Origin of the sequence: Rhodococcus sp. HNM0563 (assembly GCF_012726195.1) — a bacterium.
In the GTDB taxonomy this organism is placed as follows: domain Bacteria; phylum Actinomycetota; class Actinomycetes; order Mycobacteriales; family Mycobacteriaceae; genus Rhodococcus.
In genome coordinates this window covers 565,148-590,360 of the sequence record NZ_JAASAF010000003.1, presented here as the reverse complement: position 1 = coordinate 590,360, position 25,213 = coordinate 565,148, and the positions used below count along the sequence as shown (strand labels likewise).

Below are 25,213 nucleotides of genomic sequence, written 5' to 3'. Positions count from 1 at the left end.
ATCGAGTTCGAGCAGAGATCGACTATGATGGCTTCCGCCGCATAGGTATTGGTGTCCACATCTCGGGGGGAACGCCCATGCCCGCCGCGAGCATTCCCAGCGACAACGTGAGGACCAGTGCCCGGTACTGCTGCCACCGGAATGGACGAGCCGGCCCGCGAGCCCACCGCGCGGTAGTGTCGTGCACGTTGTTCCTCCGTCCTGCCTTCCGTAGTGTCGGCCGGTCGGACGGGGGTCGGCAACCGAATTTCGTCGTCGAGCGTGCAGTTTTCGTCGCCTCCTCTCGAAGAATGCGACGAGAACTGCATGCTCGATCGGGTATCAGCGGACGGGGCCCGCTTCGAGCGTCAGGTCGGTGGAGCCCGAAACTCCTGCCTCGTCGATCCATTCGACCCGCACCCGATCGCCCGGCCGGTGCCGGCGCAGCGCATCCTCGAGATCGTTGGTGGAGGAGACCGGCGCGCCATCGAAAGCGATTATCACGAAGCCTGTTTCGAGGCCGGCGTGGTAGGCGGGAGAGCCGTACGAGACCCACAGCACCTCGGCGCCCCGGTCGCCACCGTCGGAGCGAGCGGTGGTGACGCTGACGCCGAGCTGCGGGGTGGGGCCCACATGAACGGTCTCGGAACCGACCCCGCTTCGCACCTGCTCCAGTACATCGAGCGCCTCGCTGATCGGCACCGCGTACGCCTCGGAGGGTGCTCCGCTGGTGTCGATCCCGATGGTTTCCGACGGGTCGGGGAAGACCGAACCCGCGGTGTTGACCCCCACGACCACACCGAACTCGTCGACGAGAGGCCCACCGGAATCGCCGGGGCGGATTGCCGCGTCGGTCTGGAGCATGCCGGTGAGCCGGTGGCGCGATCCGTCGGTGGAGTCACGCACCACGACGTTGCGGTCGTGGGCGACGACGGTGCCCGGTGCTGCGACGACGACGCCACCGCCGTCGGCATTGCCGAAGGCGGTGACCAGGGATCCGACTTCGGGTGGCGCGTCGGCGAGGGTAGCGACCGGCAGGTCGTGCGCCGCGCCGAGCTGCAGGACCGCGATGTCTCGGGTGGGGTCGTAGCCGGTGACGACGACGTCGTAGATCAGCCCGGTCGCGGGACTGACTGCGGTGATCTCGGTGGCGCCGCTCACCACGTGATGATTGGTCAGTGTCACGCCGTCGGGGGTGAGGACGATGCCCGTGCCCGCGACGCCGCTCCACCCTCGGCTCGCGTCGATGTTGACCACCACTGATTCGGTCCGGGCGGCGAGCTCGTCGAACGACAGCGGGGGCGGGGGTGGCGGCGCGGGTGCCGCGACGGGTGCGGGAGCCGGTGAGCCGACCTCGACGACGGCGGGTGCGCTCACGAGCAGGCTCGCGGTGGCGACGAACGCCACCAGCAGCGCCGACCCCCCGCGTCCCGTCACGTCGCGTGCGCCTCCGCCTCCAGATGGTCGACGAGTTCGCGAGCCGCTGCGCGCCCCGCACGGTTGGCGCCGATGGTGGACGCCGACGGACCGTAGCCGACCAGGTGGATTCGGGGATCATTCTCGACCTGGGTCGCGAGTCGTCCGGTCAAGGTGATCCCGCCGCCGGGGTTGCGCAGGTCCAGCGGCGCGAGGTGATCGAGAGAGCTGCGAAATCCTGTGCACCACAGGATGACATCGACGTCGAGTTGTGATCCGTCGGGCCACTGGACGCCGGTCTCGGTGATCTCCGAGAATATGGGCTGCCGCTCGAGGACGCCGCGCTGGCGGGCGGCCCGGATCGCCGGGGTCACCGGCAGTCCGGTGACGGAGACGACGGAGCCGGGCGGCATACCTCGTCGCACACGGTCCTCGACCAGTGCGACCGCGGCCCGACCGATTTCTGGGCTGAATTCCTCGGTGCGCCAAGCGGGTTCGCGACGGGTGGTCCAGGTGGTTCTCGTGACGCGGGAGATCTCGTCGAGTAGCTGCACTGCCGAGATGCCTCCGCCGACGACCAGGACGTGTTTGCCGACGAATTCGTCGGCGGAGCGATAGTCCTTGGTGTGCAGCTGACGCCCGCGGAAGCGGGTGGCTCCGGGATACCACGGGACGAAGGGATGTTCCCAGGTTCCGGTGGCGTTGATGATGCCCCGGGCGGTGTAGACGCCGGAGTCGGTTTCGATGCGCAGGTGGTCGCCGCGATCGCAGACCACCGTCACCCGGACCGGGCGGTGCACCGGCAGTTCGAACCGCTCTTCGTAGTCCGCGTAGTACTCCGGCACAGCCGTGGACGCGGGGACGAGGCCGGCGTCGGAACCGACGATGTCCTCGAACGACGACCCGGGTAGATCGTGGACGCCGTTGACGGTGCTCAACGTCAGTGACGGCCATCGGTGCTGCCACGCTCCGCCCGGTCCGTAGGAGCGGTCCAGGACGACGAAGCCGGTTTCGGGGCGGACACCGAATCGACGCAGGTAGTACGCGGACGACAGCCCGGCCTGCCCGGCGCCGATCACGACGACGTCGACGGCCTCCGTGTCGGCCGCGGTGTCCTCCACCGTCATCGAACCCCTCCCGGTCGGCTCTCGTGAGATCAATGATGCCCCGTGGCGCGGGGTCGTGTGCGGCAACTGTGCAGGGGGAAGGGGCGGTGTCCGGAACGTCTGGTTCATGCTCGCGCGCCGGACAATAATGTGATATCACTTTAATATCGTCAAGGTATCGGAGGGAATTCATGGACACAGCGGACACGTTCACAGTCGAACGACCAGGCCGCTCGTCGAACGGATGGGCGGTACTCGTCGCGGGCCTCGTGGTCGGCCTCGTCGCGATCGGACTGATCGTGTGGGGCGCGATCGAGATCAACGTTCCCGTGATCGTCATCGGCGCGGTGGTCTTCGTGGTCGTCGCCGTGTTACTCGCGGGCCTGGTGCTGGTGGAACCCAACGAGGCTCGCGTGCTGCAGCTACTGGGCGGGTCGTATTCGGGAACATTGCGCGAACCCGGTCTGCGATGGATGAACCCACTCAACTCGCGCCGCAAGATCACCACGCGCATCCGCAATCACGAAACGGGCAGGGCGAAGGTCAACGACGCCGACGGCAACCCGATCGAGATCTCCGCCATCATCGTCTGGCAGGTCGAGGACACCGCCCGCGCAGTCTTCGACGTCGACGACTTCGAAGAATTCGTCGCAGTCCAGACCGAAGCCGCCGTTCGTCACATCGCAGGCAGCTACCCGTACGACGGTCCCACCGAGGTGATGTCGCTGCGCCAGAACGCCGACGAGATCACCACCAGGCTGTCGGAGGAGGTCCACGATCGCGTGCAGTCCGCCGGCGTCCGCATCATCGAGACCCGCATCAACCAGCTCGCGTACGCACCCGAGATCGCGCAGGCCATGCTGCGTCGCCAGCAGGCCGGTGCAGTGATCGCCGCGCGCGAACAGATCGTCCAGGGCGCCGTGACGATAGTCGGCAGTGCGCTCGACCGACTCGTCGCCGAGAATACCGTCGAGCTCGACGAGGAACGCAAGGCCACGATGGTCTCCAACCTGCTCGTCGTCCTCTGCGGCGACCAGAATGCACAACCCGTCGTCAACACCGGCTCGCTCTACCAGTAGGAACGACGGGCATGGCCGAACGTAAGAAGGTGCTGTTGCGGCTCGACCCCGCGGTTCACGACGCGCTCGCGCGGTGGGCCTCGGACGAGCTGCGCAGCACCAACGCGCAGATCGAGTTCGTCCTGCGTCGCGCCCTGGCAGACGCGGGACGGATGCCACGCGATGCCGGGCGGATCCGGGGTCCCGGTCGTCCCCGCGCCGACGAAGACGAGTGATTCGATCTCCGCCACGCGAACGTATTCGGGCCGGTGAAATTCTCTGGTCGAATCATGATCGCCCCCGCTAGGGTCGTGGGGTGATGCCGTCATGCTGATCCGCCTGATCGTCACTTACCTGCCGCGATATCGCGTGAACGTCGTGGCGGTGGTGATCCTGCAGTTCGTGGCAACTGTCGCGATGCTCTACCTGCCGACGCTCAATGCCGACATCATCGACAACGGTGTCGCCAAAGGCGACACCGGATACATCCTGCGGATCGGCGGCTGGATGTTCGTGGTGGCATTCGTGCAGCTGGTCTGCATGATGTGCGGGCAGTATTTCGGTGCCCGCGGGGCGCTTGCCGTGGGACGCGACCTCCGCCACGATCTGCTGCACCGGGTGAACACCTTCTCGGCGCGCGAAGTCGGCACGTTCGGTGCGCCGTCGTTGATCACCCGTACCACCAACGATGTACAGCAGGTCCAGCTCCTGCTGGTGATGAGTTCGTTCATCCTGGTCACGGCACCCATCATGTGTATCGGCGGGATCGCCATGGGGATTCACGTCGCGGCACCCATGGCGTGGGTACTCGTGGTGGCGGTGCCCATTCTCGGTATCACGATGGCCCTCATCATCCGGGTGATGGTCCCCGGTTTCCGGGTGATGCAGGCCCGGCTGGACAGCGTCAACCGGATCCTGCGCGAGCAGATCACGGGGATCCGCGTGGTCCGCGCATTCGTCCGGGAACGGTACGAGGCCGACAGGTTCGAGGTCGCCAACGACGAACTCGCGGACGCGAGCCTGCGAGTCGGACGGATGATGGCGTTGATGTTCCCCGTGGTCATGGGGATCACGAACGTGACGATCGTCGCGATCATCTGGGTCGGCGGGCACGAGATCTCCGACGGCACTGTGGAGATCGGTGCACTGAGCGCGATGATCAGCTACGTCATGCAGATCATGATGTCGGTCATGATGGCGTCGTTCCTCGCAATGATGGCTCCGCGAGCGACCGTGTGCGCGGAACGGATCGGTGAGGTCCTCGCGACCGAGACCTCGGTGGTTCGGCCCGCCGAACCGATCGGCTTCGACGAGGATCCGGCCACCGTGGAGTTCCGCAACGCGCAGTTCCGTTACCCCGGCGCCGACAGTCCGGTTCTGGATGGAATGACCTTCCGCGTCGACCCCGGCACCACCACTGCGGTCATCGGGTCGACGGGTTCGGGCAAGACGACCCTGATCGGATTGGTACCGCGCCTGATCGATGTCACCGACGGCGCGGTCCTGGTCGGCGGTACCGATGTCCGACACCTGGACCCCGACGTGCTGCGGGCGGAGATCGGGCTGGTGCCGCAACGTGCCTATCTGTTCTCCGGCACCGTCGCCTCCAATGTGCGCTACGGGAAGCCGGACGCCACCGACGACGAGGTCTGGGAGGCACTGCGCATCGCACAGGCCGACGAGTTCGTCCGCGCGATGCCGCAGGGACTGGACACGCCGATCGCCCAGGGCGGCACGACGGTCTCGGGTGGTCAGCGGCAGCGCCTGGCGATCGCGCGGGCCCTCGTCCGCCGGCCGTCGATCTATCTCTTCGACGACGCGTTCTCGGCTCTGGACCTGTCGACCGACGCGCGCCTGAGATCTGCGCTGCGACCCGCGACCACCGCCTCTGCGGTGATCATCGTCGCGCAGCGCGTATCGACGATCATGGACGCCGATCAGATCGTGGTACTCGATCGCGGACGGATCGTCGGATTGGGGCAACACGACGAGCTGCTCGATTCGTGCGAGACCTACTCCGAGATCGTCCGCTCGCAGCTCGCCGTCGAGGAACGGTCGTGACCGGCCCGGGCGGCAGGCAGCCGCTGGGTGCACCGGTGCAGAAGCCCCGATCGTTCGTGCCGTCCATGAAGCGGCTGCTGCACCTGCTCGTCTCGTATCGCGGCTTCATGATCGTGATCCTGACTGCGACCGTCGGATCCGTGATCCTCACGGCGATCGCCCCACGGGTCCTAGGTCACGCCACCGACCTGATCTTCAACGGTGTCATCGGCCGGATGCTTCCCGCCGGTACCACCAAGGAGCAGGCGGTCGCCGACCTCCGGGCACAGGGGCAGGACACGTTCGCCGACATGGTCGGCTCGATGGATCTCACCCCCGGGGTCGGCATCGACTTCACCGCCGTCGGACGGGTACTCCTGACGGTTCTCGCCCTCTACCTGGGATCGGCGCTGCTCGCGTGGGTCGGTGCCTATCTGCTCAACATCGTCGTCGTCGGCACGATCAAGCGATTGCGTTCCGATGTGGAGGACAAAGTCCATCGTCTGCCTCTGCACTACTACGACACGACCCCGCGCGGGGATCTGCTCAGCCGCGTCACCAACGACCTGGACAATTTGTCGCAAAGCCTGCAGCAGACCGTCTCCCAGGCGCTGAACTCGGTGCTGACCGTGATCGCGATCCTGATCATGATGCTCTCGATCTCGCCTCTGCTCACGATGATCGCGCTGGTGGCGATCCCGCTGTCCATCGTCGCGACCGTCCTGATCGCTCGGCGATCCAAGCCGCACTTCTCCGCGCAGTGGTCGTCGACCGGCAAACTCAACGCGCAGGTCGAAGAAGCGTTCACCGGACACGAACTGATGTTGGCGTTCGGTCGGCAGCAGGAGGTCGAGGACGAGTTCGACACCCGCAACGACAAGCTCTACAACTCGAGTTGGCGCGCCCAGTTCATCTCCGGACTGGTCCAGCCGACCATCATGTTCCTGGGCAATCTGAACTTCGTCGCGGTGGCAGTCGTCGGCGGACTCCAGGTCGCGTCGGGCTCGATCAGCCTCGGGTCGGTGCAGGCGTTCATCCAGTACTCGCGTCAGTTCACCCAGCCGCTCGCCCAGATCGGCTCGATGGTCAACCTCCTGCAGAGCGGAGTGGCCTCGGCAGAGCGGATCTTCGACATTCTGGACGCAGAGGAACAAAGCACAGATCCGGCCGCCCCGCAGACCCCGTCGACGAACAGCGGGCGCATCGACTTCGACGACGTGTCATTCCGCTACGTGCCCGACAAGCCGCTCATCGAGAACCTGTCGCTGGTGGCCGAACCCGGGCACATGGTCGCGATCGTGGGACCGACGGGCGCAGGCAAGACCACCCTCGTCAACCTCATCATGAGGTTCTACGACGTCGACTCGGGAACGATCCGCGTCGACGGTGTGGATTCGCGCCGCATGACCCGCGACGATCTGCGGGAACGCACCGGGATGGTCCTGCAGGATTCCTGGCTGTTCGGCGGCACCATCTACGAGAACATCGCCTACGGTGACCCGACCGCCAGTCGTGAAGAAGTCATCGAGGCGGCCGAGCTGAGCCACGTCGACCACTTCGTGCGGGCCTTGCCGGACGGGTACGACACGATGCTCGACGAAGAAGGCGGCGGCGTCAGTGCCGGAGAGCGACAGCTGATCACGATCGCCCGGGCCTTCCTGGCCAAGCCGGTCGTACTCATTCTCGACGAGGCAACCAGTTCCGTCGACACCCGCACCGAACTGCTGATCCAGCAGGCCATGGCGACGCTACGCACCGACCGGACGAGTTTCGTCATTGCACACCGACTTTCGACGATCCGCGATGCCGACGTCATCGTCGTCATGGAGGACGGACACATCGTCGAACAGGGCAACCACGAGCAGTTGCTCGCAGTCCACGGTGCCTACTACGACCTGTACATCAGTCAGTTCACCGGCCCGGTGGAGACTGTGGACGACGCAGAACGGCCGACGATCGTCGAGCAGGCATGACGAGCGTGGCCGAGCACGACTGATCGAGATCGCTGCCGAGTGATCGGTCAGCGTCGGCTCGGCGCGACCGACAACACCGACTCGGTGGGCAGCCGAGGCGTCGGTGCGGGCCGGCCTTCGGGAGCGGCCGTCCCGATCCGGATCAGCGCCTGCGGACAGCCGCCGCCGGGGATGAGCCCGGCGATGATCTCCCGGCTACCCGGGAGTTCGGTCACATGCGTCAGGGGGCATGTCGCCAAGCTGTGCGCCGTCGCCTCGAGGAGTAGTTCCGAGAGCATCCGACCGGCGGCCAGCCACGCGTGCCGCTCGTCCGACGAGGTGCTTACCAGCAGGACGGTCGACGCATCGATCTCGGTTGCTGTGCTGTCCGGAGTGGTTCTGCTGCCCGCGGGGAAGCGGCGTCCGACGTCGACCCGGCGATGTTGCTCCGTGGTCACCAACGCTTCGGGCGGAATGCCGGTGGTCTCGGTGGTGTGTCCCGCCCACCAATGGAGTTCTTCCTGGTATGCGGTGTCGTAGCGACGGAGCGCGGCACTGCGCGCGGTCGCGTCGGCCAGTATCTCCCGTGCGACGGGAGACAGGACCGTCACCTGCGCGTCACTCGGGTCGACGCACGACACGATGCTCCGCGTCGCGGCTGCGTCGGGGGCTGCGAGCGGTCGACGGTCGGAATAGCGTCGCCTGATTGCCGCTACGAGATCGAAATCGTGCGAGGCCGGTCGGGCGCCGTGCCCGAAACGCACGGTGGCGAGATGATCGGAGTGGGCACCGTCGGGGAGACGCCGGACCTCGGTCGACCATTTCAACGCGGTGAACGCAACCTGCAGGTGATGCAGTGCTGCGCCGCAGCTCAGAACGAGTTGCCTGCCCGAAGGATCGACCGCTCCGAGCATGCGTGATGGGTCGCCGTGCAGATCGAGTGCCCCGGTCTCGTACCGCCAGCGCCAAGGCTGGCTGTTGTGTACCGACGGTGCGCGGCACGCGAGATCCACGGCCATCCGCACCACGTCGGAATCGGGAATCCGGGTGCTCATGACGGCTCCGTATTCGTGCGACAGGTCGGACCTGGTCCCCATTGTTCGCTGTAGGCGTTCCGAGGTCCAGGGACAATGGTCATCGACTTCCTCACCGCGGGTGTGGTGGTGGGATGATGCGGATGCTCGAGTCGAACAGGATGGGGTAGTGATGATCGGAATCAGCCGCGACGGTGCCGTGGTGACGGTGGAACTTCAGCGTGAGGAACGCCGCAACGCGCTCACCACCCAGTTGTGTGTGGAAATCCGCGAGGCCGTGGAGAACGCCGTGGAGGACGACGCGCGGGTGGTCGTGATCACCGGACGCGGTACGTCGTTCTGTGCGGGTGCCGATCTGTCCGGCGATGTGTATGCCGAGGGATTCACCGACAGTCTCGCCGAGCTGCTCCGCACGATCGTGGAGGCACCGCTCCCGGTGGTCGCCGCAGTCAACGGTCCGGCGATCGGAGCGGGCACCCAGCTGGCGCTCGCGTCGGACCTGCGCGTAGTGGCACCCGGCGCGCGATTCGCGGTGCCGGCGGCGAAGCTGGGCATCTCGGTGGACCGGTGGACGGTGCGGCGGCTCGCATCGCTCGTCGGTGGTGGCAGGGCCCGCACGGTGATGCTCGCGTGCGAAGCGATAGAGGCCGACGACGCACTCGCCTACGGTCTCGCCAACAAGATCGGCGATCTGGCGGCAGCTCAGGCGTGGGCGCAGGAGATCGCGAAGCTCGCACCGCTGTCGATGCACGCACACAAACTCTTCCTCAACGACGACGGCACGCGCCGCGACCCCACCGCCGAACAGCAGGCTGCCGCCGCCGCGGCGTGGCTCAGTGAGGACGCGCAGGAAGCACGCCGAGCGCGGGCCGAACGCCGCGACCCGATCTTCCAGGGCCGATGAATCTCGGGCGGGTGGCGTCCTCCGCCGCCGCGGGCGTCGGGCTCGCGTGGCTTGCTCGCGCCGCACGTGGGCTACCCACATCGATCGGTGCGTCGGTGTCCGACATCCGCCCGTATGCGGCCGGTTCGCCGCAGTACCGGGAGGGACGGTTCCACAACACCGAGCCCTCGTCTGCCCTCGATCCCGAGGCCGGCGGTGGGTTCGTCAAGGACCTTCTCGCCCGCGGGTCCCGCGGACGACCAATGGGGGACGTCCCGATCGCCCCGTACGTCGCGCCCGTGGATTCCGGGCCGCTTGCGGTGACGTGGTTCGGGCATTCGAGCGCCTTGGTCGAGATCGACGGATATCGCGTTCTCGCCGACCCGGTGTGGAGCGATCGGGTCTCGCCCTCGTCGACGATCGGCCCGATGCGCCTGCATCGCCCACCGGTCGAACTCGCTGTGCTCCCGCAGATCGACGCGGTGATCATTTCGCACGACCACTACGACCATCTCGATCGCTTCACCGTCGAAACGCTCGCGGCAATACAGCCGCGCGCCAAGTTCCTCGTGCCCGTCGGGGTAGGAGCGCACCTGCGGAAATGGCGGGTGCCCGAAGAGCGCATCGTCGAACTCGACTGGGACGAACACACCCAGATCGACGGACTGACGGTGACGTGCACCGAAGCCCGCCATTTCTCGGGCCGAGGTCTGCAACGCAACATCACGTTGTGGTCGTCGTGGGTGCTCACCGGTCCCGCCCACTCGGTGTTCTTCGGAGGCGACAGCGGATACACCCGCCGATTCGCCGATCTCGGTGAGAAGTACGGGCCGTTCGACCTGACATTGCTCCCCGTCGGGGCGTACGACCTACGGTGGCCCGACATCCACATGAACCCGGAAGAGGCGGTGCGAACCCACCTCGACCTCGGCGGGACCGAGCGCCGCGACAGCCTCCTCGTGCCGGTGCACTGGGGTACGTTCAACCTCGCTTTCCACGCCTGGTCGGAGCCGATCGCGCGCCTCCTGCCCGCCGCGGAGGCCGACGGTGTCGCGACGGCAGTGCCGATGCCGGGACAGCGAGTGGATGTGTCGCGGCATCGGGCGGACGAGCCCTGGTGGACGGCATTGGGGTGATGTGCAGGGGTGGTGTCGCCGATCTGCTGAGTCCTACTGGAATAACCTGTTCTCCATGGCAGCTGACGAGCCCACCACGACGGTCGGGCCAGGCGATACGGTCGTGACCGATCCCGCACACGTCCGGAACGGCCTGACGGCCGATGAGGTCGCCGAGCGCGTTGCGCGGGGAGAGACCAACGATGTCCCGGACAGGGCCTCACGGTCGGTCAAGGACATCGTGCGCGCCAACGTGTTCACGCGCATCAACGCGATCCTCGGTGTGCTCTTCCTGATCGTGCTGTTCACAGGGTCGATCATCGACGGCATGTTCGGCCTGTTGATCATCGCGAACAGCGGGATCGGCATCATCCAGGAGATACGCGCCAAGCGAACCCTCGACAAGCTCGCGATTGTCGGTCAGGCCAAACCGGTTGTCCGGCGGGACGGCATCTCCGCGGAGCTGTCACCGCGCGAAGTGGTACTCGACGACATCATCGAGCTCGGGCCGGGCGACCAGCTCGTGGTCGACGGTGTCGTGGTCGATGCGGCTGCACTCGAACTCGACGAATCGCTGCTCACCGGTGAAGCCGACGCGATCGACAAGGCGCCGGGGTCGACGGTGATGTCGGGCAGTTTCGTGGCGTCGGGCAGCGGTGCGTACCGGGCGACGAAGGTGGGTCGCGACGCCTACGCCGCGCGGCTCGCGGACGAGGCCAGCAAGTTCACGTTGGTGCATTCCGAGCTCAACTCGGGAATCAACAAGATCCTGAAGTTCATCACCTACCTGATGATTCCCGCGGGCCTGCTCATCATCTACAACCAGTTGTTCTCGAGCGGTGAAGCTCTCGGACCGGCGCTCAGCGGCATGGTGGCAGCGCTCGTGCCGATGGTGCCCGAAGGTCTCGTGCTGATGACGTCGATCGCGTTCGCAGTGGGCGTGATCCGGCTCGGCCGCCGACAATGCCTCGTACAGGAACTTCCCGCGATCGAGGGGCTTGCCCGCGTCGACGTCGTGTGTGCCGACAAGACGGGCACGCTCACCGAGAACGGGATGCGGCTGGCGGACGTCGTCGCCGCGGTCGGGGCCGACCTCGCTACCGCGCGCGAGGCTTTGGCCGCGATTGCCGCCGACGATCCGCGACCGAACGCCAGTGTGCTCGCGATCGCCGAGTCATTCCCGGATGATCCGGGATGGGGGGAATCGACTGCGGTCGCGCCGTTCTCGTCGGCGAAGAAGTGGAGCGGGCAGTCGTACGGCGAGCACGGCAACTGGCTGCTGGGCGCTCCGGACGTGTTGCTCGATCCCTCATCGGATTTCGCGCGGCAGGCCGAGGAGATCGGAGCGAAGGGGCTACGGGTGCTGCTGCTCGCTTCCAGCGACCGTCCCGTCGACGACCCTGAAGCCCCCGGCACGGTGACACCGCAGGCGCTGGTGGTGCTCGAGCAACGGATCCGGCCCGATGCGCAGGACACTCTCGAATATTTCGCCGGCCAGAAGGTCGACGTCAAGGTGATCTCCGGCGACAATGCCGTGTCGGTGGGTGCGGTTGCGTCGTCGCTGGGCCTTCCGGGTGGCGAGAATCCGGTGGACGCCCGGACTTTGCCCGACGACCCGGATGCTCTTGCCGAGACCGTGGGAACGGCAACGACATTCGGACGCGTGCGACCCGATCAGAAACGCGCGATGGTCGGTGCTCTGCAGTCGCGGGGGCACACCGTCGCGATGACCGGTGACGGTGTCAACGACGTCCTGGCGCTCAAGGACGCGGACATCGGTGTCGCCATGGGATCGGGCAGTCCGGCGACCCGTTCGGTGGCGCAGATCGTCCTGCTCGACAACAAGTTCGCCACGCTGCCTTATGTGGTGGGGGAGGGGCGTCGCGTCATCGGCAACATCGAACGCGTCTCGAACCTATTCCTCACCAAGACCGTGTACTCGGTGTTGCTCGCATTCCTGATCGGCATATCGGGGGTGTTCTCCCAACTGTTCGACTTCGAGCCGCTGCCGTATCCGTTCCTGCCGCGCCACGTGACGATCGCGGCCTGGTTCACCATCGGTATCCCGGCATTCCTGTTGTCGCTCGCACCGAACAACGAACGTGCGCGGTCGGGTTTCGTGTCGCGGGTGATGCGACTCGCCATCCCGTCGGGTGTCGTGATCGGTGTGGCCACATTCGTCTGCTACGTGCTCGTCTACGGGGGCCCGGAGCAGACGGAGGAACAGAAGATTCAAGCCGGGACATCGGCGTTGATCACGCTGATCATGATTGCGCTGTGGGTGCTCGCCGTTGTTGCACGGCCGTACCAGTGGTGGAAGGTTGTGCTGCTCGTGGGGTCGCTGCTCGGATATGTGGTGTTGTTCTCGGTGCCGTTCACGCGCGAATTCTTCGCGCTGGACCCATCGAACATCGCCTACTCGACCATCGCGGTTGCCTGTGGCGCGATCGGGGTGGTGCTCGTCGAGGCCATCTGGTGGATTTCCGGGCGGTTGCACGGCGAGCACCGGCGTCTGTTCGCAGCCCCGGACGACCTGCTCCCGGGAGTACACTGACCGACCACTGTTGCCTGGATTCGTCGATGCATGTTTCGCAAGACCTACCCGGTGGAACTCGTGTCGACGACCGCACCGATGGAAGGAGAGCGGCATGGGTTTCATGGATCAGGTCAAGGGCCTGCTCGGCAAGGGCAAGGATTACGCCGCGCAGAATCCCGACAAGGCCCAGAGCTACATCGACAAGGCAGGCGATGCGATCGACGGGAAGACCGGCGGCAAGTATGCGCAGCACGTCGACAAGGCGCAGGACGCTGCGAAGAAGCATCTCGGCGCCACCGGCAACCCTGCGCCCGGCGCACAATCCGGCCCCGGAGACGATCCGGGCCCGCAGTCCGATCCAGGCCAGGATCCCCAGCCGGGGCCGCATACTCCATAGCCCAGGTCAGCCCGCAGACCCGAGGTCCGTCGGTTGTGCGAGGATTCCTTCGCTCGATACCGAACGAAAGGGACACGCTGTGGGATTCATGGATCAGGTCAAGGGCCTCGTCGACAAGGGCAAGGATCTGGCTGCCGAACACCCCGACAAGGTGAACGAGGCCATCGACAAGGTCGGTGACCTGGCCGACGAGAAGACCGGTGGCAAGTTCGCCGACAAGGTCGACACCGCCCAGGATGCGGCGAAGAAGGGGCTCGGCACAGCCTGAAGGCCTCTGCCCACACACGCCCCGACACCGCGGCGTGTGTGGGGCGCCGTGCTTCGGACCGCCGTGCTTCGGACCCACGCCACAGGGTTCCTGAAGCACAATCGACCAGGTGAGCGGAACCTGGATTCTTCTGGTGGTCGTCGCAGCGATCGCCGTGACCGGATTGGCGAACCGCGGGAACCTGCAGGCACCACTGGTACTGGTCGTGATCGGGGCGCTCGCGTCATTCATCCCGGGCCTACCGCAGCTGGAACTCGAGCCGCACGTTCTCCTCGGAGTCGTCCTCCCGCCGCTGCTGTATTCGGCCGCGGTGCGATTCTCCGTCCCCACCTTCAAACGCAACCTGTCGCATATCCTCCGGCTCGGTATCGGGACGGTCCTCGTCACGGCATTCGCCGTAGCGTTCTTTGCGGAATGGCTCGTCCCGGAGCTGACGTTCGGTGCCGCACTGGTTCTCGGTGCCGTGGTCGCGCCCACCGACGCTGTCAGCGCAGTCGCGGTCGGCCGGAAGCTCGGTCTCCCGAAGCGAGTCATCGCCATCCTCACCGGCGAAGGCCTGGTCAACGATGCCACCGCCCTGACTCTGTTCACGGTCGCTGTCTCCGCGGTGGTAGGGACCCAGGTCTTCGTCGACTCGCCGGTCGTGTTCTTCGGCTACGAAGTCGTCGGTGGTGTCGTGGTCGGGCTCGTGCTTGCTGTGGCCGTGCACTGGGTGCGCGCCCGAATGGACCATCCCTCGCTGGAAACCGCTTTGGGTCTGGCCATTCCGTTCACCGCGTATCTCGTTGCCGAGGAAATCCACGCGTCCGGAGTGCTGGCGGTCGTGGCAGCGGGTCTGTACATGGGGCACCGCTCGACCGATCTGTCGGTCACGACGAGGCTGCAGGAACGATTCGTCTGGGAGAGTCTCGACATCCTCCTCGAGATGTTCGTGTTCGCCTACATGGGATTGCAGCTGAAGTTCGTCCTCGACGAAGTGACCGACAACGGATACGACGTCGTCACGATCCTGTTCTACGCATTCGCGGTACTGGTTGTGGTCATGCTTGTCCGCCCGATCTGGGGATTGCTGAACTGGGGTCGGAGACGAGCCGCCCGGACGGTCGGGTTGGGCAGGCTCGGCCGCGACGCCCTGAGTTTCCGGGAACACATCGTGGTGTCCTGGGCGGGGATGCGCGGCGTGGTGACCCTCGCCGCCGCAGGCGGTATCCCATTCGTGCTGGCTTCCGGTGAGCCCTTCCCGGGCCGCGAGGTCATCCATCTCACCGCGATCGTCGTCGCTGTCGGCACACTGTTGATCCAGGGTTCGACGATGCCGGTCTTGATCCGGCGCCTCGATGTCACCGACCCGTACGAGCAGTTGCGCGCCGAGGAACAGCGGGCACTTGCACGATCCATCAGTTCCGATGCGGCGAGAGACAGGCTGCAGGCCCTCGCAGCAGAACTGCCCGATGGAGCGGACACGGCGAAGGTGCGGCGGATCCTCGAGCGCGTCGAACGATCGATTCGCTCTCGCGTCGATGCCGAGCGCGCCGAGTCCGAGATCGACATCGAACGCAGCCAGGACGCGGGAGCGTTGTTCGACCGGTTCCGCCGCGCCGTACTGCGCGCGCAACGCACCGCGCTGATCGCCGCGCGCGACGACGGCTCCCTCGACGACGAGACGTTGCGTGCGGAACTCGAGAGTCTCGACATCGAGGAGGCAGCGGCGGAGGAGCGGATCGACCGGCGTGACCGGAAGGATTGACCGGCGCGGTCGTGATCGATCGACGAGCAGACGTCGTAGCGTGAGTTCGTGACCGGAACCGTCCTCCTCGTCGTCGCTGTCTCGGTGTTTCTCGTCGGCTCGGGGATTGCCGCGGTATGGGCACGTACCCGCAGAGTCGTCACGACACCCGCCGAGCGTGCGGTACACGCGACATTGCACACCGCGTCGCTCGCTGCGCGACCCTTGCGCAGCGGCCTGGACGCGACGTCGGCTCGAGAAGCGGCGCCGCATCTGCGGCAGCTGCTCGCCGAAGCGCAGGCCGTGGCCCTGTTCGACGCCGACGGCGACCTGCTCGCCTGGGACGGGCCGTTCCAATCGCTGTCCGGGCAGGTGCGGATCGCTGCGAACCGCGCGATCGACGGCGAGCGGCGTGTGCTCGTCGGGCACGCTGCCCTCGAGCGGGGGCCGCAGGATTTCGCCGCACGTGCCGTGGTCGCCCAGCCGCTGGTCGTCGACGATGTCGGTGTCGCGGGTGTGCTCGGTGTCGTCACCACCGCTGATCCGGGGCCTGCGCTGCTCGGTGCCCTCACCGAAGTGGCCCGGTACGCGTGCAGCCAGCTCGAACTCGCCGAACTCGACGCGTCCCGTGCCCGTCTCGATCGCGCCGAGGTGCGTGCCTTGCGGGCGCAGATCAGTCCCCATTTCATCTACAACGCGCTCAATACTGTGGCCTCGTTCGTTCGTACCGATCCCGATCGTGCTCGCGAGCTGCTGCTCGATTTCGCGGATTTCACGCGGTACTCCTTCCGCGCGACCGGCGAGTACACGTTGCTCGCCGACGAGCTGCGCAATATCGACCGCTATCTGACGCTGGAACGGGCCCGCTTCGGCAATGCACTCGAGGTTCGGCTGCAGGTTGCGCCCGAGGTGCTCAACGTCGCTCTGCCGTTCCTGGCGTTGCAGCCGCTGGTGGAGAACGCGGTGCGGCACGGCATTGCGGGCAAGTCGACACGGACAGGCACCATCACGATCGTTGCGGCCGACGAGGGGACCGACTGCATCATCAGTGTGGAGGACGACGGAGTAGGCATGGAACCGGAACTGCTGCGCTCGGGGATGCTCGATTCGACCGCCGATGGCAGCGAGGGAAGCAGTGTCAAGGAATCAGCGCACGTCGGTCTCGCCAACGTCGACGACCGGTTGCGTGCGGCGTTCGGCAACGACTACGGCCTGATCGTCGACACTGCACCGGGCGCAGGCACCAAGGTGAGCATGCGGGTGCCGAAGTTCCGGGCGGGTATCAGGCCGTGATCGGATTCGTTCGTGGCACGATGAGTCTGCTGTGAACGAGACTCCCGACACCATGAACGTGCTCGCCGTCGACGACGAACCGCCCGCGCTCGACGAGCTGGCCTACCTGCTGCGCGCCCGTCCCGAGATCGGGCGGGTCCACACCGCGGGTGATGCGACCACCGCGCTGCGGCTGCTGCGCGACGGTGGCATCGACGCGGTGTTCCTCGACATCAACATGCCGGGACTCGACGGGCTGGAACTCGCAGGAATCCTGCAGAACTTCGCGACGTCACCGTCGGTGGTGTTCGTGACCGCACACGACGACCGAGCGGTGTCGGCGTTCGACCTGGGCGCCGTGGACTACGTTCTCAAGCCGTTGCGGGAGGAGCGTCTCGTCGAGGCCGTACGTCGTATCGTCGAGCGGCGCCGGCCGGCACTACCGGACGGTTCCGAGGCGGAGTCACGCGACGAGGTGATCCCCGTCGAACTCGGTGGCGTGACCACTCTGGTGCCGCGGTCGTCGGTGCGATGGGTGGAGGCGGACGGTGACTATGCACGCCTGCACACCGACACCGGATCACATCTCGTGCGCATCCCGATCTCGTCGTTGGAGAGCCGCTGGGCGGATGCGGGCTTCCTCCGTGTCCACCGCTCGTACCTGGTGGCGTTGCCGCTGGTGACCGGCATCCGCAGTGCCGGGACGGGACTGGTCGTATGCATGAAGCCGGTCGGTAGTGCTGCCCCGGTCGAATTGCCTGTCAGTCGCCGTCACACCCGTGAACTCAAAGACCGGTTGATCCGAGGCCCGATGCAGTCCTGGACGGCGCGGTGACGGGCCCGTCCGCGCGTCCCCCGGCCGGGCCGCACCGCGAACGTGTCGTGCTCGCGAAGAGGCGCGGCGCGCGCATGGTGCGTACCCGGGTGGAGGTGCAGCAGCAGACCGAAGTGGGCGACGCGATGGTCCGGGGTCTGGTGCGCGCGCAACTCGGGCTCGCGCTGCGGATCGCGGTGGTCCCGGTATGTCTGCTCGGCGCGATTCCGGTGGTGCTCGCTCTGTTTCCCGCGCTGGCCGGTCTCACTCTGTGGAAGGTGCGGGTGCCGTGGATCCTGCTGGGTTTCGTGTCGTATCTCCTGCTCCTGGTCTGCGCGTGGCTGTATGTGTTTCTGGCCGAACGCAATGAGCAGGATTTCACCGACCTGACCGACGACTGACGTCTGTATCCATGAACACCTCGGTTCCTGTCCTCACGGTGGTCGGCATCGTTGCCGCCGCGATCGCCACGGTCGCGATCGGGGTCTACGGGGTGCGGATCTCCCGTACCACCTCGGATTTCCTCGTCGCGTCCCGTAGCGTCGGACCCCGCTGGAACGCCGCCGCGATCTCGGGTGAATACCTTTCTGCCGCATCGTTCCTCGGGGTGGCAGGTCTCGTCGCCAAATACGGTACCGATGCCCTGTGGTACCCGGTGGGGTTCACCGCCGGATACCTCGGCCTGCTGTTGTTCGTCGCGGCGCCGCTCCGCCGATCGGGTGCGTACACCGTGCCGGATTTCGCCGAGTTCCGGCTCGGCGAACCCTGGGTGCGGTCGCTGTCGATGATCATCGTGGCGATCATCTGCGTGCTCTACCTGGTACCGCAGTTCCAGGGCGCGGGTCTGACACTGAACATCCTGCTCGGCCTTCCCAGCTGGGTGGGGGCAGCAGTCGTCGGTGTCATCGTGATCGCCAATGTGGTGGGCGGCGGCATGCGGTCGATCACGTTCGTGCAGGCCTTCCAATACTGGCTCAAACTCACCGCGGTGGCGCTTCCCGCGCTGGTCCTGACGATCTACTTCGTAGGGGACGACCGCGGTGTCGACGAACCGATACCGCCCACTGTCACGGAGACCACCACTGTCGACATCACTGTCGACGTCGTCGTGCAGGTCGCCGAGCCGATCCCGGTGACGGCGACCGGCGAGGTGGATTCCCGGCCCGTCGCAGGGCAGATCGTTCTGACCCCCGGCGAACACGAACTCGGCGCGGGCACCGAATTGGTGCTCGAAGCGGGTTCGCCGGTGCCGGTGGTCGCGGGGGCGCCCTCCGACAACGACGCGTGGGCGTCGCCCGGCGCGGGCATCGGTGCAGGCGGCGAACACCACCTGTTCCAGGTGTATTCGCTCATGATCGCCACGTTCCTCGGAACGATGGGACTGCCCCACGTCCTCGTGCGGTTCTATACGAACACGGACGGGCGGGCCGCGCGCATGACGTCGTTCGCTGTGATCGGCCTGCTCGGGTTGTTCTATCTGTTCCCGACGATTCTCGGGGTGTTCGCGCGTCTGTACGTGCCGCAACTGCTCATCACCGGCCGCTCGGATGCCGCTGTGTTGCTCCTGCCCAACTCGGTGCTCTCGGGTTGGGTGGGCCAACTGCTCGCCGCGCTCGTCGCGTCGGGGGCGATTGCGGCATTCCTGTCGACGTCGTCCGGCCTGCTCGTGAGTGTCGCGGGAGTGCTGTCGACCGACGTGCTGCGTGGACGGGTTCGGGACTTCCGGATAGCAGCGGTCCTGGCCGGGATCGTTCCCCTGCTCCTTGCGGTGTCGGTGGTGTCGCTGGATCTGTCCAGGTCGGTGGGGCAGGTGTTCGCCATCGCAGCATCGACGCTGTGCCCGCTGCTGATATTGGGAATCTGGTGGCGTGGGCTGACCGCGATCGGTGCCGCTGCGGGCATGGTCGTCGGGGGTCTCGTGGCGGGCGGGGCGGCTCTGCTCACTGTTCTCGTGCGCTTCGATCCTTCGGTTGCCGGGGGATGGCCGGCGGTGCTGTCCGCCTACCCGGGCGCGGTGAGCGTGCCGCTGGCGTTCCTCGTCATGATCGGGGTGAGCCTCGCGACGAGGAAGAGGGTGCCGGCCGACGTCGGTCGCACGTTCTCTCGGATGCACGTGCCGGAGCGGCTCGGGATGGGCCGCGACCGAGAGCTCGGTGCGTTCGGCGAGCGAGAGCTCGGAGAGCGCCGCTCGTCGCAATGAGACGACCGTTCGGCGCACGTCACGACAGCTTGGCGTACAACCCGCACGTACCTCTATCTGTGTGATCGCCGTCTCATTAGCGTTTGTGTGCACTACACCTCACACGGACGACCAAGGAGTCGGCAGTGACCACAGCACCACTCAGCGAGAGTGACGTACCGGAGCGGCGGGTACCGACGTCGCAGGACTTCGTCGACATGCAGGCGAGTCCGGAGTTCCAGGAGTTGCGTACCCGTTTGCGCCGGTTCGTGTTTCCGGTGACGGTGTTCTTCCTGGCCTGGTACGCCCTGTACGTTCTGCTCGCCACTTACGCGGCGGATTTCATGGCGACGAAGGTGATCGGCAACATCAATCTGGGCCTGATCCTCGGGCTCGGGCAGTTCGTCACGACGTTCATCATCACCGCCGTGTACGTGAAGTTCGCCGGACGTGAACTCGATCCGCGCTCGGCAGCGATCCGCGACGAGCTGGAAGGACCGCAGCAGTGAATGTACTTGCGCAGGGACATACCGATGTCGGTAACCCGCTGCTCAACATCGCAATCTTCGTGGCGTTCGTCGTCGTCACGATGGGCCTGGTCATCAAGGCCAGCCGCACCACGAAGAAGGCCTCGGACTTCTACACCGGTGGCGGTCAGTTCTCCGGTCCCCAGAACGGTTTCGCCATCGCGGGCGACTATCTGTCGGCTGCGTCGTTCCTCGGTATCGCAGGCGCCATCGCCGTCTACGGGTACGACGGCTTCCTGTACTCCATCGGCTTCCTCGTCGCGTGGCTCGTCGCGCTGCTGCTCGTCGCCGAATTGCTCCGCAACACCGGGCGATTCACGATGGCCGACGTTCTGAGTTTCCGGCTCAAGCAGCGACCGGTGCGGATGGCTGCGGCGCTGTCGACGCTCGCGGTGTCACTGTTCTACCTGCTCGCCCAGATGGCCGGTGCCGGTGGACTCGTCGCACTGCTCCTCGACATCCAGGACAAGGCCGGCCAGGCGATCGTCGTCGCTGTCGTCGGGGTGCTCATGATCGTGTACGTGCTCGTCGGTGGCATGAAGGGCACCACGTACGTCCAGATGGTCAAGGCGGTGCTGCTGGTCGCGGGTGCGGGCATCATGTTCGTGCTCGTGCTGCTCGCGGTGCGCGGCAACTTCTCGCAGCTGCTCGCCGACGCTCAGGCCATGGCATCGAACTCTGCGGACGAAGCGGTCGCCGGCCGCGACATCCTCGCGCCGGGTGCGAAGTACGGCATCAGCGGCATGACCCGGATCGACTTCATCTCCCTCGGCATTGCGCTGGTGCTCGGCACTGCGGGTCTGCCGCACGTGCTGATGCGCTTCTACACCGTGCCGACCGCCAAGGAAGCACGACGCTCGGTCACGTGGGCGATCTCGCTCATCGGTGCCTTCTACCTGTTCACCCTGGTGCTCGGCTACGGCGCCGCGAAGATGGTGGGGCCCGACGTCATCCTGAATGCTCCGGGCAAGGAGAACGCTGCGGCTCCGCTGCTCGCGTACGAATTGGGCGGCACCATCTTCCTTGCGGTGATCTCCGCGGTCGCGTTCGCCACGATCCTCGCGGTCGTCGCAGGCCTGGCGATCACGGCATCCGCATCGTTCGCGCACGACATCTACGCGAGCGTGCTCAAGCACGGTAAGGCCACCGAGGACGAGCAGGTGCGGGTCTCGCGCATCACGGTCGTCGTGATCGGTCTGGTCTCGATCGTGCTCGGCATCCTCGCCATGGGGCAGAACATCGCCTTCCTGGTCGCGCTGGCTTTCGCTGTCGCCGCCTCGGCGAACCTGCCGACGCTGCTGTACTCGCTGTTCTGGAAGAAGTTCAACACCACGGGTGCGCTGTTCAGCATCTACGGCGGTCTCATCAGCTGCCTGCTGCTGATCGTGTTCTCCCCGGCAGTGTCCGGCAGCCCGTCGTCGATGTTCCCGAATGCCGACTTCTCGTGGTTCCCGCTGTCCAACCCGGGCATCGTGTCCATCCCGCTCGCCTTCGCTCTCGGTATCGTCGGCACCTACATCGGCCGCAACAAGCCGGAGGATCCGTTCAAGCAGGCAGAGATGGAGGTCCGCTCGCTCACCGGTGTCGGTGTCGAGAAGGCCGTGTCTCACTGACCCCACGCCCACACCCCTGAAGCCGAACGTCACCTTCGGTCAGTTCAACTGACCGAAGGTGACGTTCGGCTGTTCCTCTACGCTGCGGGCATGGCAAAACTCGAAGTCGCGACCGACCTTCCGCTCGATCCTCAGTCCGCGTGGGAGAAGGCATCCGATCTGGACGCATTCGGTGATTGGCTGAGCATCCACGACGGTTGGCGCGGCGAACTTCCCGACACACTCGCAGCCGGTGTGGCACTGCAGTCCGTGGTTTCGGTCAAGGGCATGCGCAACCGGGTGGAGTGGAAAGTCGAGGAACTCGACGCCCCGCACCACGTGGTGCTGCGCGGATCGGGCAAGGGCGGCACGAAGTTCAAGATGCGTCTCGCGGTGACCGGCACGGGGTCGAGATCGCGACTGACGATGAAGATCGAGCTCGGGGGAGCGCCGCTGTTCGGCCCGGTTGGGTCGGGTGTGGCGCGTGCGCTGCATGGCGATCTCGACGCCTCACTGCGCAAGTTCGCGGAGTTGTACGGCTGAGTCGTTCGCTCGAAGCAGGATGGACTCGAAATGAGGTTGGCACAATGAGGTGATGCCGACCCGCACGATCGGGGATCGTCGCATCACGCTGACGAACCTCGACAAGGTGCTCTATCCGCGCACCGGCACCACCAAGGGCGAGGTGATCGACTACTACGTCGCCGTCGCCGAAGTCATGCTGGCGCACGTCGTGGATCGCCCCGGCACTCGTAAGCGCTGGCCCAACGGCGTCGACGAACCGGCGTTCTTCGAGAAGAACCTTGCGCCGCACGCGCCGTCGTGGCTCGACCGTCGCACGGTGCACCACAAGCAACGGTCGGTCACCTATCCGGTGTTCGACTCGGTGGCCGGCATGGCGTGGCTCGGGCAGCAAGCCGCACTCGAATTGCACGTCCCGCAGTGGCGATTCGCCGGATCTGCACCCGGCCCCGCGACCCGGCTCGTGTTCGACCTCGACCCCGGCCCCGGAGCGGGGCTCGCGCAGTGTGCACAGGTCGCACGGCACGTCCGCGACATGGTCGCCGAACTCGGGTGGCAGACCTATCCCGTCACGAGTGGCAGTAAGGGCCTGCACCTGTATGTCCCGCTGGACCGGCAACTCGCGTCAGGTGGGGCATCGACCGTCGCCAGGCAGGTCGCGACGAATCTTGCGACGCTGCACCCGGATCTCGTCACGGCGACCATGGCGAAGGCGGTGCGCGGCGGCAAGGTCTTCGTGGACTGGAGCCAGAACAATGCGGCCAAGACGACGGTCGCGCCGTACTCGCTGCGTGGCCGCGACGAACCGTGGGTGGCTGCGCCGCGGAGCTGGGCCGAACTCGACGACCCGGATCTGCGGCAGCTCACATTCGACGAAGTGCTCGAGCGGATCGTCGAACACGGTGATCTTCTCGAGGGCTTGGATCCGGCTCCCGGCGACCTCCGGCTCGGCACCGACGACAACACGGCGAACGACGCGCTCGCCGACTACCGGCGTAAACGCAACGCCGCGCGCACTCCCGAGCCGGTCCCGTCCGCGATCACCGCCACTGGCAACGACGACCGGTTCGTCATCCAGGAACACCATGCCCGCCGTCTGCATTACGACCTGCGACTGGAACGAGACGGTGTGCTCGCGTCATGGGCGGTGCCGAAGAACCTGCCGGAAGATGCCGGCCGCAACCATCTCGCTGTCCGGACGGAGGATCATCCACTCGAGTACCTCGATTTCCACGGCACCATACCGTCCGGTGAGTACGGCGCCGGGACGATGACGGTGTGGGACACCGGCACCTACGACACCGAGAAATGGCGCGACGACGAGGTGATCGTGCGGTTGCACGGAGAGAAGGTCGAGGGCCGATATGCGTTCATCCGCACCGAGAAGGACCAATGGCTCGCCCACCGGATGAAGCAACAGTCGGGTTCTGGGCGGATGGAGGAGTTTCCGGTCGGTCTACGTCCGATGCTCGCGACCGCGGGTGACGTGGAAGAGCTCGAGGGTGCGGCGTGGGCGTTCGAAGGGAAATGGGACGGATACCGCGCTGTCGTCGAGGTACGCAACGGAACCGTCCGGGTGCGTGCCCGCTCGGGACGGGATGTGACCGGAGAATTCCCGGCGCTCGGAGAGCTCGGGCACGTGCTGGACGGTCACGCTGCCGTCCTCGACGGAGAGATCGTCGCCGTGGACGCGTCGGGCATCACGAGCTTCGAGCAGTTGCAGCGTGGGGCGAGCGCGGAGTACCGGGTGTTCGACCTCCTGTATCTCGACGGCGTCACGCTCGTGGGTAAGACCTACGACGATCGACGCCGCGTGCTCGATGCGCTTGCCGCGGCGGCGGGAAGACTGGCAGTGCCGGACCAGTTGACCGGGGACGGCGCCGCCGCGCTTGCCACGAGCCTCGAGCGCGGATGGGAAGGCGTTGTCGCCAAGCGCCGCGACTCGGTGTATCTGCCGGGAAAGCGGAGCGCGGCGTGGGTGAAGGCGAAGAACTGGCTCACCCAGTCGGTGGTGATCGGCGGTTACCGGGCGGGACAGGGGAACCGCGCGGGGTCGTTCGGCTCGTTGCTTCTCGGCATCCCCGCCGACAGCGGGCTCGTCTATGCGGGGAGGGTCGGTACGGGGTTCGACGACCGGACTCTCGCGGAGTTGACCTCGTCGTTGCGGGGGAGACGGCGGGAGGAGAGCCCGTTCGTGGACGAGCTGCCCGCCGTCGATCAGCGTGACGCAGTGTGGGTGGAACCCGACCTGGTGGGGGAGGTGCGGTTCGCGGCGTGGACCGAAGGTGGCCGACTTCGTCACCCGAGCTGGCGTGGCCTGCGTAGTGATCTGGACCCGCACGACGTGCGCCGGGAATGAAATGTGCCGGCGACGATGAGGGCGAATGAGTCCATTCGGCTGGTGGTTGTCGGTGTAAAATCGTATGTTCTTCTCATACCGGACTCGGAGGCTTTGTCGGGGGGCCGCCGGTAGTCAGATCGATCGACGAAGGAATCCCGACATGACGAGTGTGCTCGAGCCCTCCCGCACCTACTCCTCACCGCAGCTCTCGGCTCGTGAAACCGAGATACTTCGGGAGTGGCTGCTGTGTGATTCCAAGTCCGAGGCAGCCGCCCGCTTGTTCGTGACCGCAGCCACCGTGAGTACTCACATCGCCCGCATCCGCGACAAGTACCTGCGTGTGGGGCGCCCCGCGACCACCAAGACGTCGCTGCTCGTGCGCGCACTCCAAGACGGTGTCGTATCCATCGACGAGTTGTGAACACGGCACCGCAGGGCCAGGCCGGTCCGATCCGT

The 25,213-nt window shown here is 66.2% G+C and carries 22 protein-coding genes; 19 read left to right on the top strand and 3 right to left on the bottom strand.

Features of this window, described 5'->3' with window-relative positions; translation table 11 throughout:
* Positions 1–321: 321 nt before the first annotated feature.
* A complete protein-coding gene (locus tag HCA61_RS09800) occupies positions 322–1,416 on the bottom strand; it encodes a trypsin-like peptidase domain-containing protein (RefSeq protein WP_169687935.1) in 1,095 nt (364 codons plus the stop codon).
* Positions 1,413–2,522 carry an NAD(P)-binding domain-containing protein gene (locus HCA61_RS09795; protein WP_169687934.1) on the bottom strand — a complete coding sequence of 370 codons (1,110 nt, stop codon included), beginning with the start codon at positions 2,520–2,522 and terminating at the stop codon, positions 1,413–1,415. The genes HCA61_RS09800 and HCA61_RS09795 overlap by 4 nt, the downstream gene beginning before the upstream one ends.
* Before the next feature lie 170 nt (positions 2,523–2,692).
* On the opposite strand from HCA61_RS09795, the gene HCA61_RS09790 reads away from it, so the two are divergent.
* The 4 genes from HCA61_RS09790 to HCA61_RS09775 all read left to right on the top strand — a co-directional run bounded on the left by HCA61_RS09790 (position 2,693) and on the right by HCA61_RS09775 (position 7,572).
* The gene (locus HCA61_RS09790) at positions 2,693–3,580 is read left to right on the top strand and encodes an SPFH domain-containing protein (protein WP_169687933.1); all 888 of its coding nucleotides are present in this window, start codon (positions 2,693–2,695) and stop codon (positions 3,578–3,580) included.
* A gap of 11 nt (positions 3,581–3,591) precedes the next feature.
* Positions 3,592–3,795, top strand: a complete 204-nt coding sequence (locus tag HCA61_RS09785) for a hypothetical protein (protein WP_169687932.1) — start codon at positions 3,592–3,594, stop codon at positions 3,793–3,795.
* Positions 3,796–3,886: 91 nt separating this feature from the next.
* The gene (locus HCA61_RS09780) at positions 3,887–5,620 is read left to right on the top strand and encodes an ABC transporter ATP-binding protein (RefSeq protein ID WP_169687931.1); all 1,734 of its coding nucleotides are present in this window, start codon (positions 3,887–3,889) and stop codon (positions 5,618–5,620) included.
* Between the two features lie 65 nt (positions 5,621–5,685).
* On the top strand, positions 5,686–7,572 hold the full coding sequence (locus HCA61_RS09775; RefSeq protein WP_169688016.1) for an ABC transporter ATP-binding protein: 1,887 nt from the start codon (positions 5,686–5,688) through the stop codon (positions 7,570–7,572).
* A gap of 47 nt (positions 7,573–7,619) precedes the next feature.
* Here HCA61_RS09775 and HCA61_RS09770 read toward each other — a convergent pair whose 3' ends face one another.
* The gene (locus HCA61_RS09770; protein WP_169687930.1) at positions 7,620–8,606 is read right to left on the bottom strand and encodes a hypothetical protein; all 987 of its coding nucleotides are present in this window, start codon (positions 8,604–8,606) and stop codon (positions 7,620–7,622) included.
* A gap of 151 nt (positions 8,607–8,757) precedes the next feature.
* Here HCA61_RS09770 and HCA61_RS09765 point away from each other — a divergent pair, with 151 nt between their 5' ends.
* From HCA61_RS09765 to HCA61_RS09695, 15 genes are all read left to right on the top strand, one after another.
* On the top strand, positions 8,758–9,489 hold the full coding sequence (locus HCA61_RS09765; RefSeq protein WP_169688015.1) for an enoyl-CoA hydratase: 732 nt from the start codon (positions 8,758–8,760) through the stop codon (positions 9,487–9,489).
* Positions 9,486–10,604 (top strand): MBL fold metallo-hydrolase, encoded by a 1,119-nt coding sequence (locus tag HCA61_RS09760; RefSeq protein WP_169687929.1) that lies wholly within the window; start codon positions 9,486–9,488, stop codon positions 10,602–10,604. The genes HCA61_RS09765 and HCA61_RS09760 overlap by 4 nt, the downstream gene beginning before the upstream one ends.
* A 55-nt stretch (positions 10,605–10,659) precedes the next feature.
* A complete protein-coding gene (locus HCA61_RS09755; RefSeq protein WP_169687928.1) occupies positions 10,660–13,137 on the top strand; it encodes an HAD-IC family P-type ATPase in 2,478 nt (825 codons plus the stop codon).
* Positions 13,138–13,231: 94 nt separating this feature from the next.
* Positions 13,232–13,516: an antitoxin gene (locus tag HCA61_RS09750; protein WP_169687927.1), complete on the top strand. Its 285-nt coding sequence runs from the start codon at positions 13,232–13,234 to the stop codon at positions 13,514–13,516.
* Between the two features lie 79 nt (positions 13,517–13,595).
* Positions 13,596–13,784: an antitoxin gene (locus tag HCA61_RS09745; RefSeq protein ID WP_169687926.1), complete on the top strand. Its 189-nt coding sequence runs from the start codon at positions 13,596–13,598 to the stop codon at positions 13,782–13,784.
* 109 nt (positions 13,785–13,893) lie between these two features.
* Positions 13,894–15,531, top strand: coding sequence for a Na+/H+ antiporter (locus HCA61_RS09740; protein WP_169687925.1), 1,638 nt, complete (start codon positions 13,894–13,896; stop codon positions 15,529–15,531).
* A 48-nt stretch (positions 15,532–15,579) separates the two neighbouring features.
* A complete protein-coding gene (locus tag HCA61_RS09735; protein ID WP_169687924.1) occupies positions 15,580–16,803 on the top strand; it encodes a histidine kinase in 1,224 nt (407 codons plus the stop codon).
* A 31-nt stretch (positions 16,804–16,834) separates the two neighbouring features.
* Positions 16,835–17,617, top strand: coding sequence for a LytTR family DNA-binding domain-containing protein (locus HCA61_RS09730; protein WP_169687923.1), 783 nt, complete (start codon positions 16,835–16,837; stop codon positions 17,615–17,617).
* Positions 17,618–17,691: 74 nt separating this feature from the next.
* The gene (locus HCA61_RS09725) at positions 17,692–17,997 is read left to right on the top strand and encodes a hypothetical protein (RefSeq protein WP_240959124.1); all 306 of its coding nucleotides are present in this window, start codon (positions 17,692–17,694) and stop codon (positions 17,995–17,997) included.
* An 11-nt stretch (positions 17,998–18,008) separates the two neighbouring features.
* Positions 18,009–19,796, top strand: coding sequence for a cation acetate symporter (locus HCA61_RS09720; RefSeq protein ID WP_169687921.1), 1,788 nt, complete (start codon positions 18,009–18,011; stop codon positions 19,794–19,796).
* 125 nt (positions 19,797–19,921) lie between these two features.
* Complete coding sequence (locus tag HCA61_RS09715) at positions 19,922–20,284, top strand: DUF485 domain-containing protein (protein ID WP_169687920.1); 363 nt, start codon at positions 19,922–19,924, stop codon at positions 20,282–20,284.
* The gene (locus HCA61_RS09710) at positions 20,281–21,915 is read left to right on the top strand and encodes a cation acetate symporter (RefSeq protein WP_169687919.1); all 1,635 of its coding nucleotides are present in this window, start codon (positions 20,281–20,283) and stop codon (positions 21,913–21,915) included. The genes HCA61_RS09715 and HCA61_RS09710 overlap by 4 nt, the downstream gene beginning before the upstream one ends.
* Positions 21,916–22,005: 90 nt before the next feature.
* Positions 22,006–22,437, top strand: a complete 432-nt coding sequence (locus tag HCA61_RS09705; RefSeq protein ID WP_169687918.1) for an SRPBCC family protein — start codon at positions 22,006–22,008, stop codon at positions 22,435–22,437.
* A gap of 52 nt (positions 22,438–22,489) precedes the next feature.
* Positions 22,490–24,775, top strand: coding sequence for an ATP-dependent DNA ligase (locus HCA61_RS09700; protein ID WP_169687917.1), 2,286 nt, complete (start codon positions 22,490–22,492; stop codon positions 24,773–24,775).
* A gap of 142 nt (positions 24,776–24,917) precedes the next feature.
* Positions 24,918–25,178, top strand: coding sequence for a LuxR C-terminal-related transcriptional regulator (locus HCA61_RS09695; protein WP_169687916.1), 261 nt, complete (start codon positions 24,918–24,920; stop codon positions 25,176–25,178).
* The last annotated feature ends 35 nt before the right edge of the window (positions 25,179–25,213 follow it).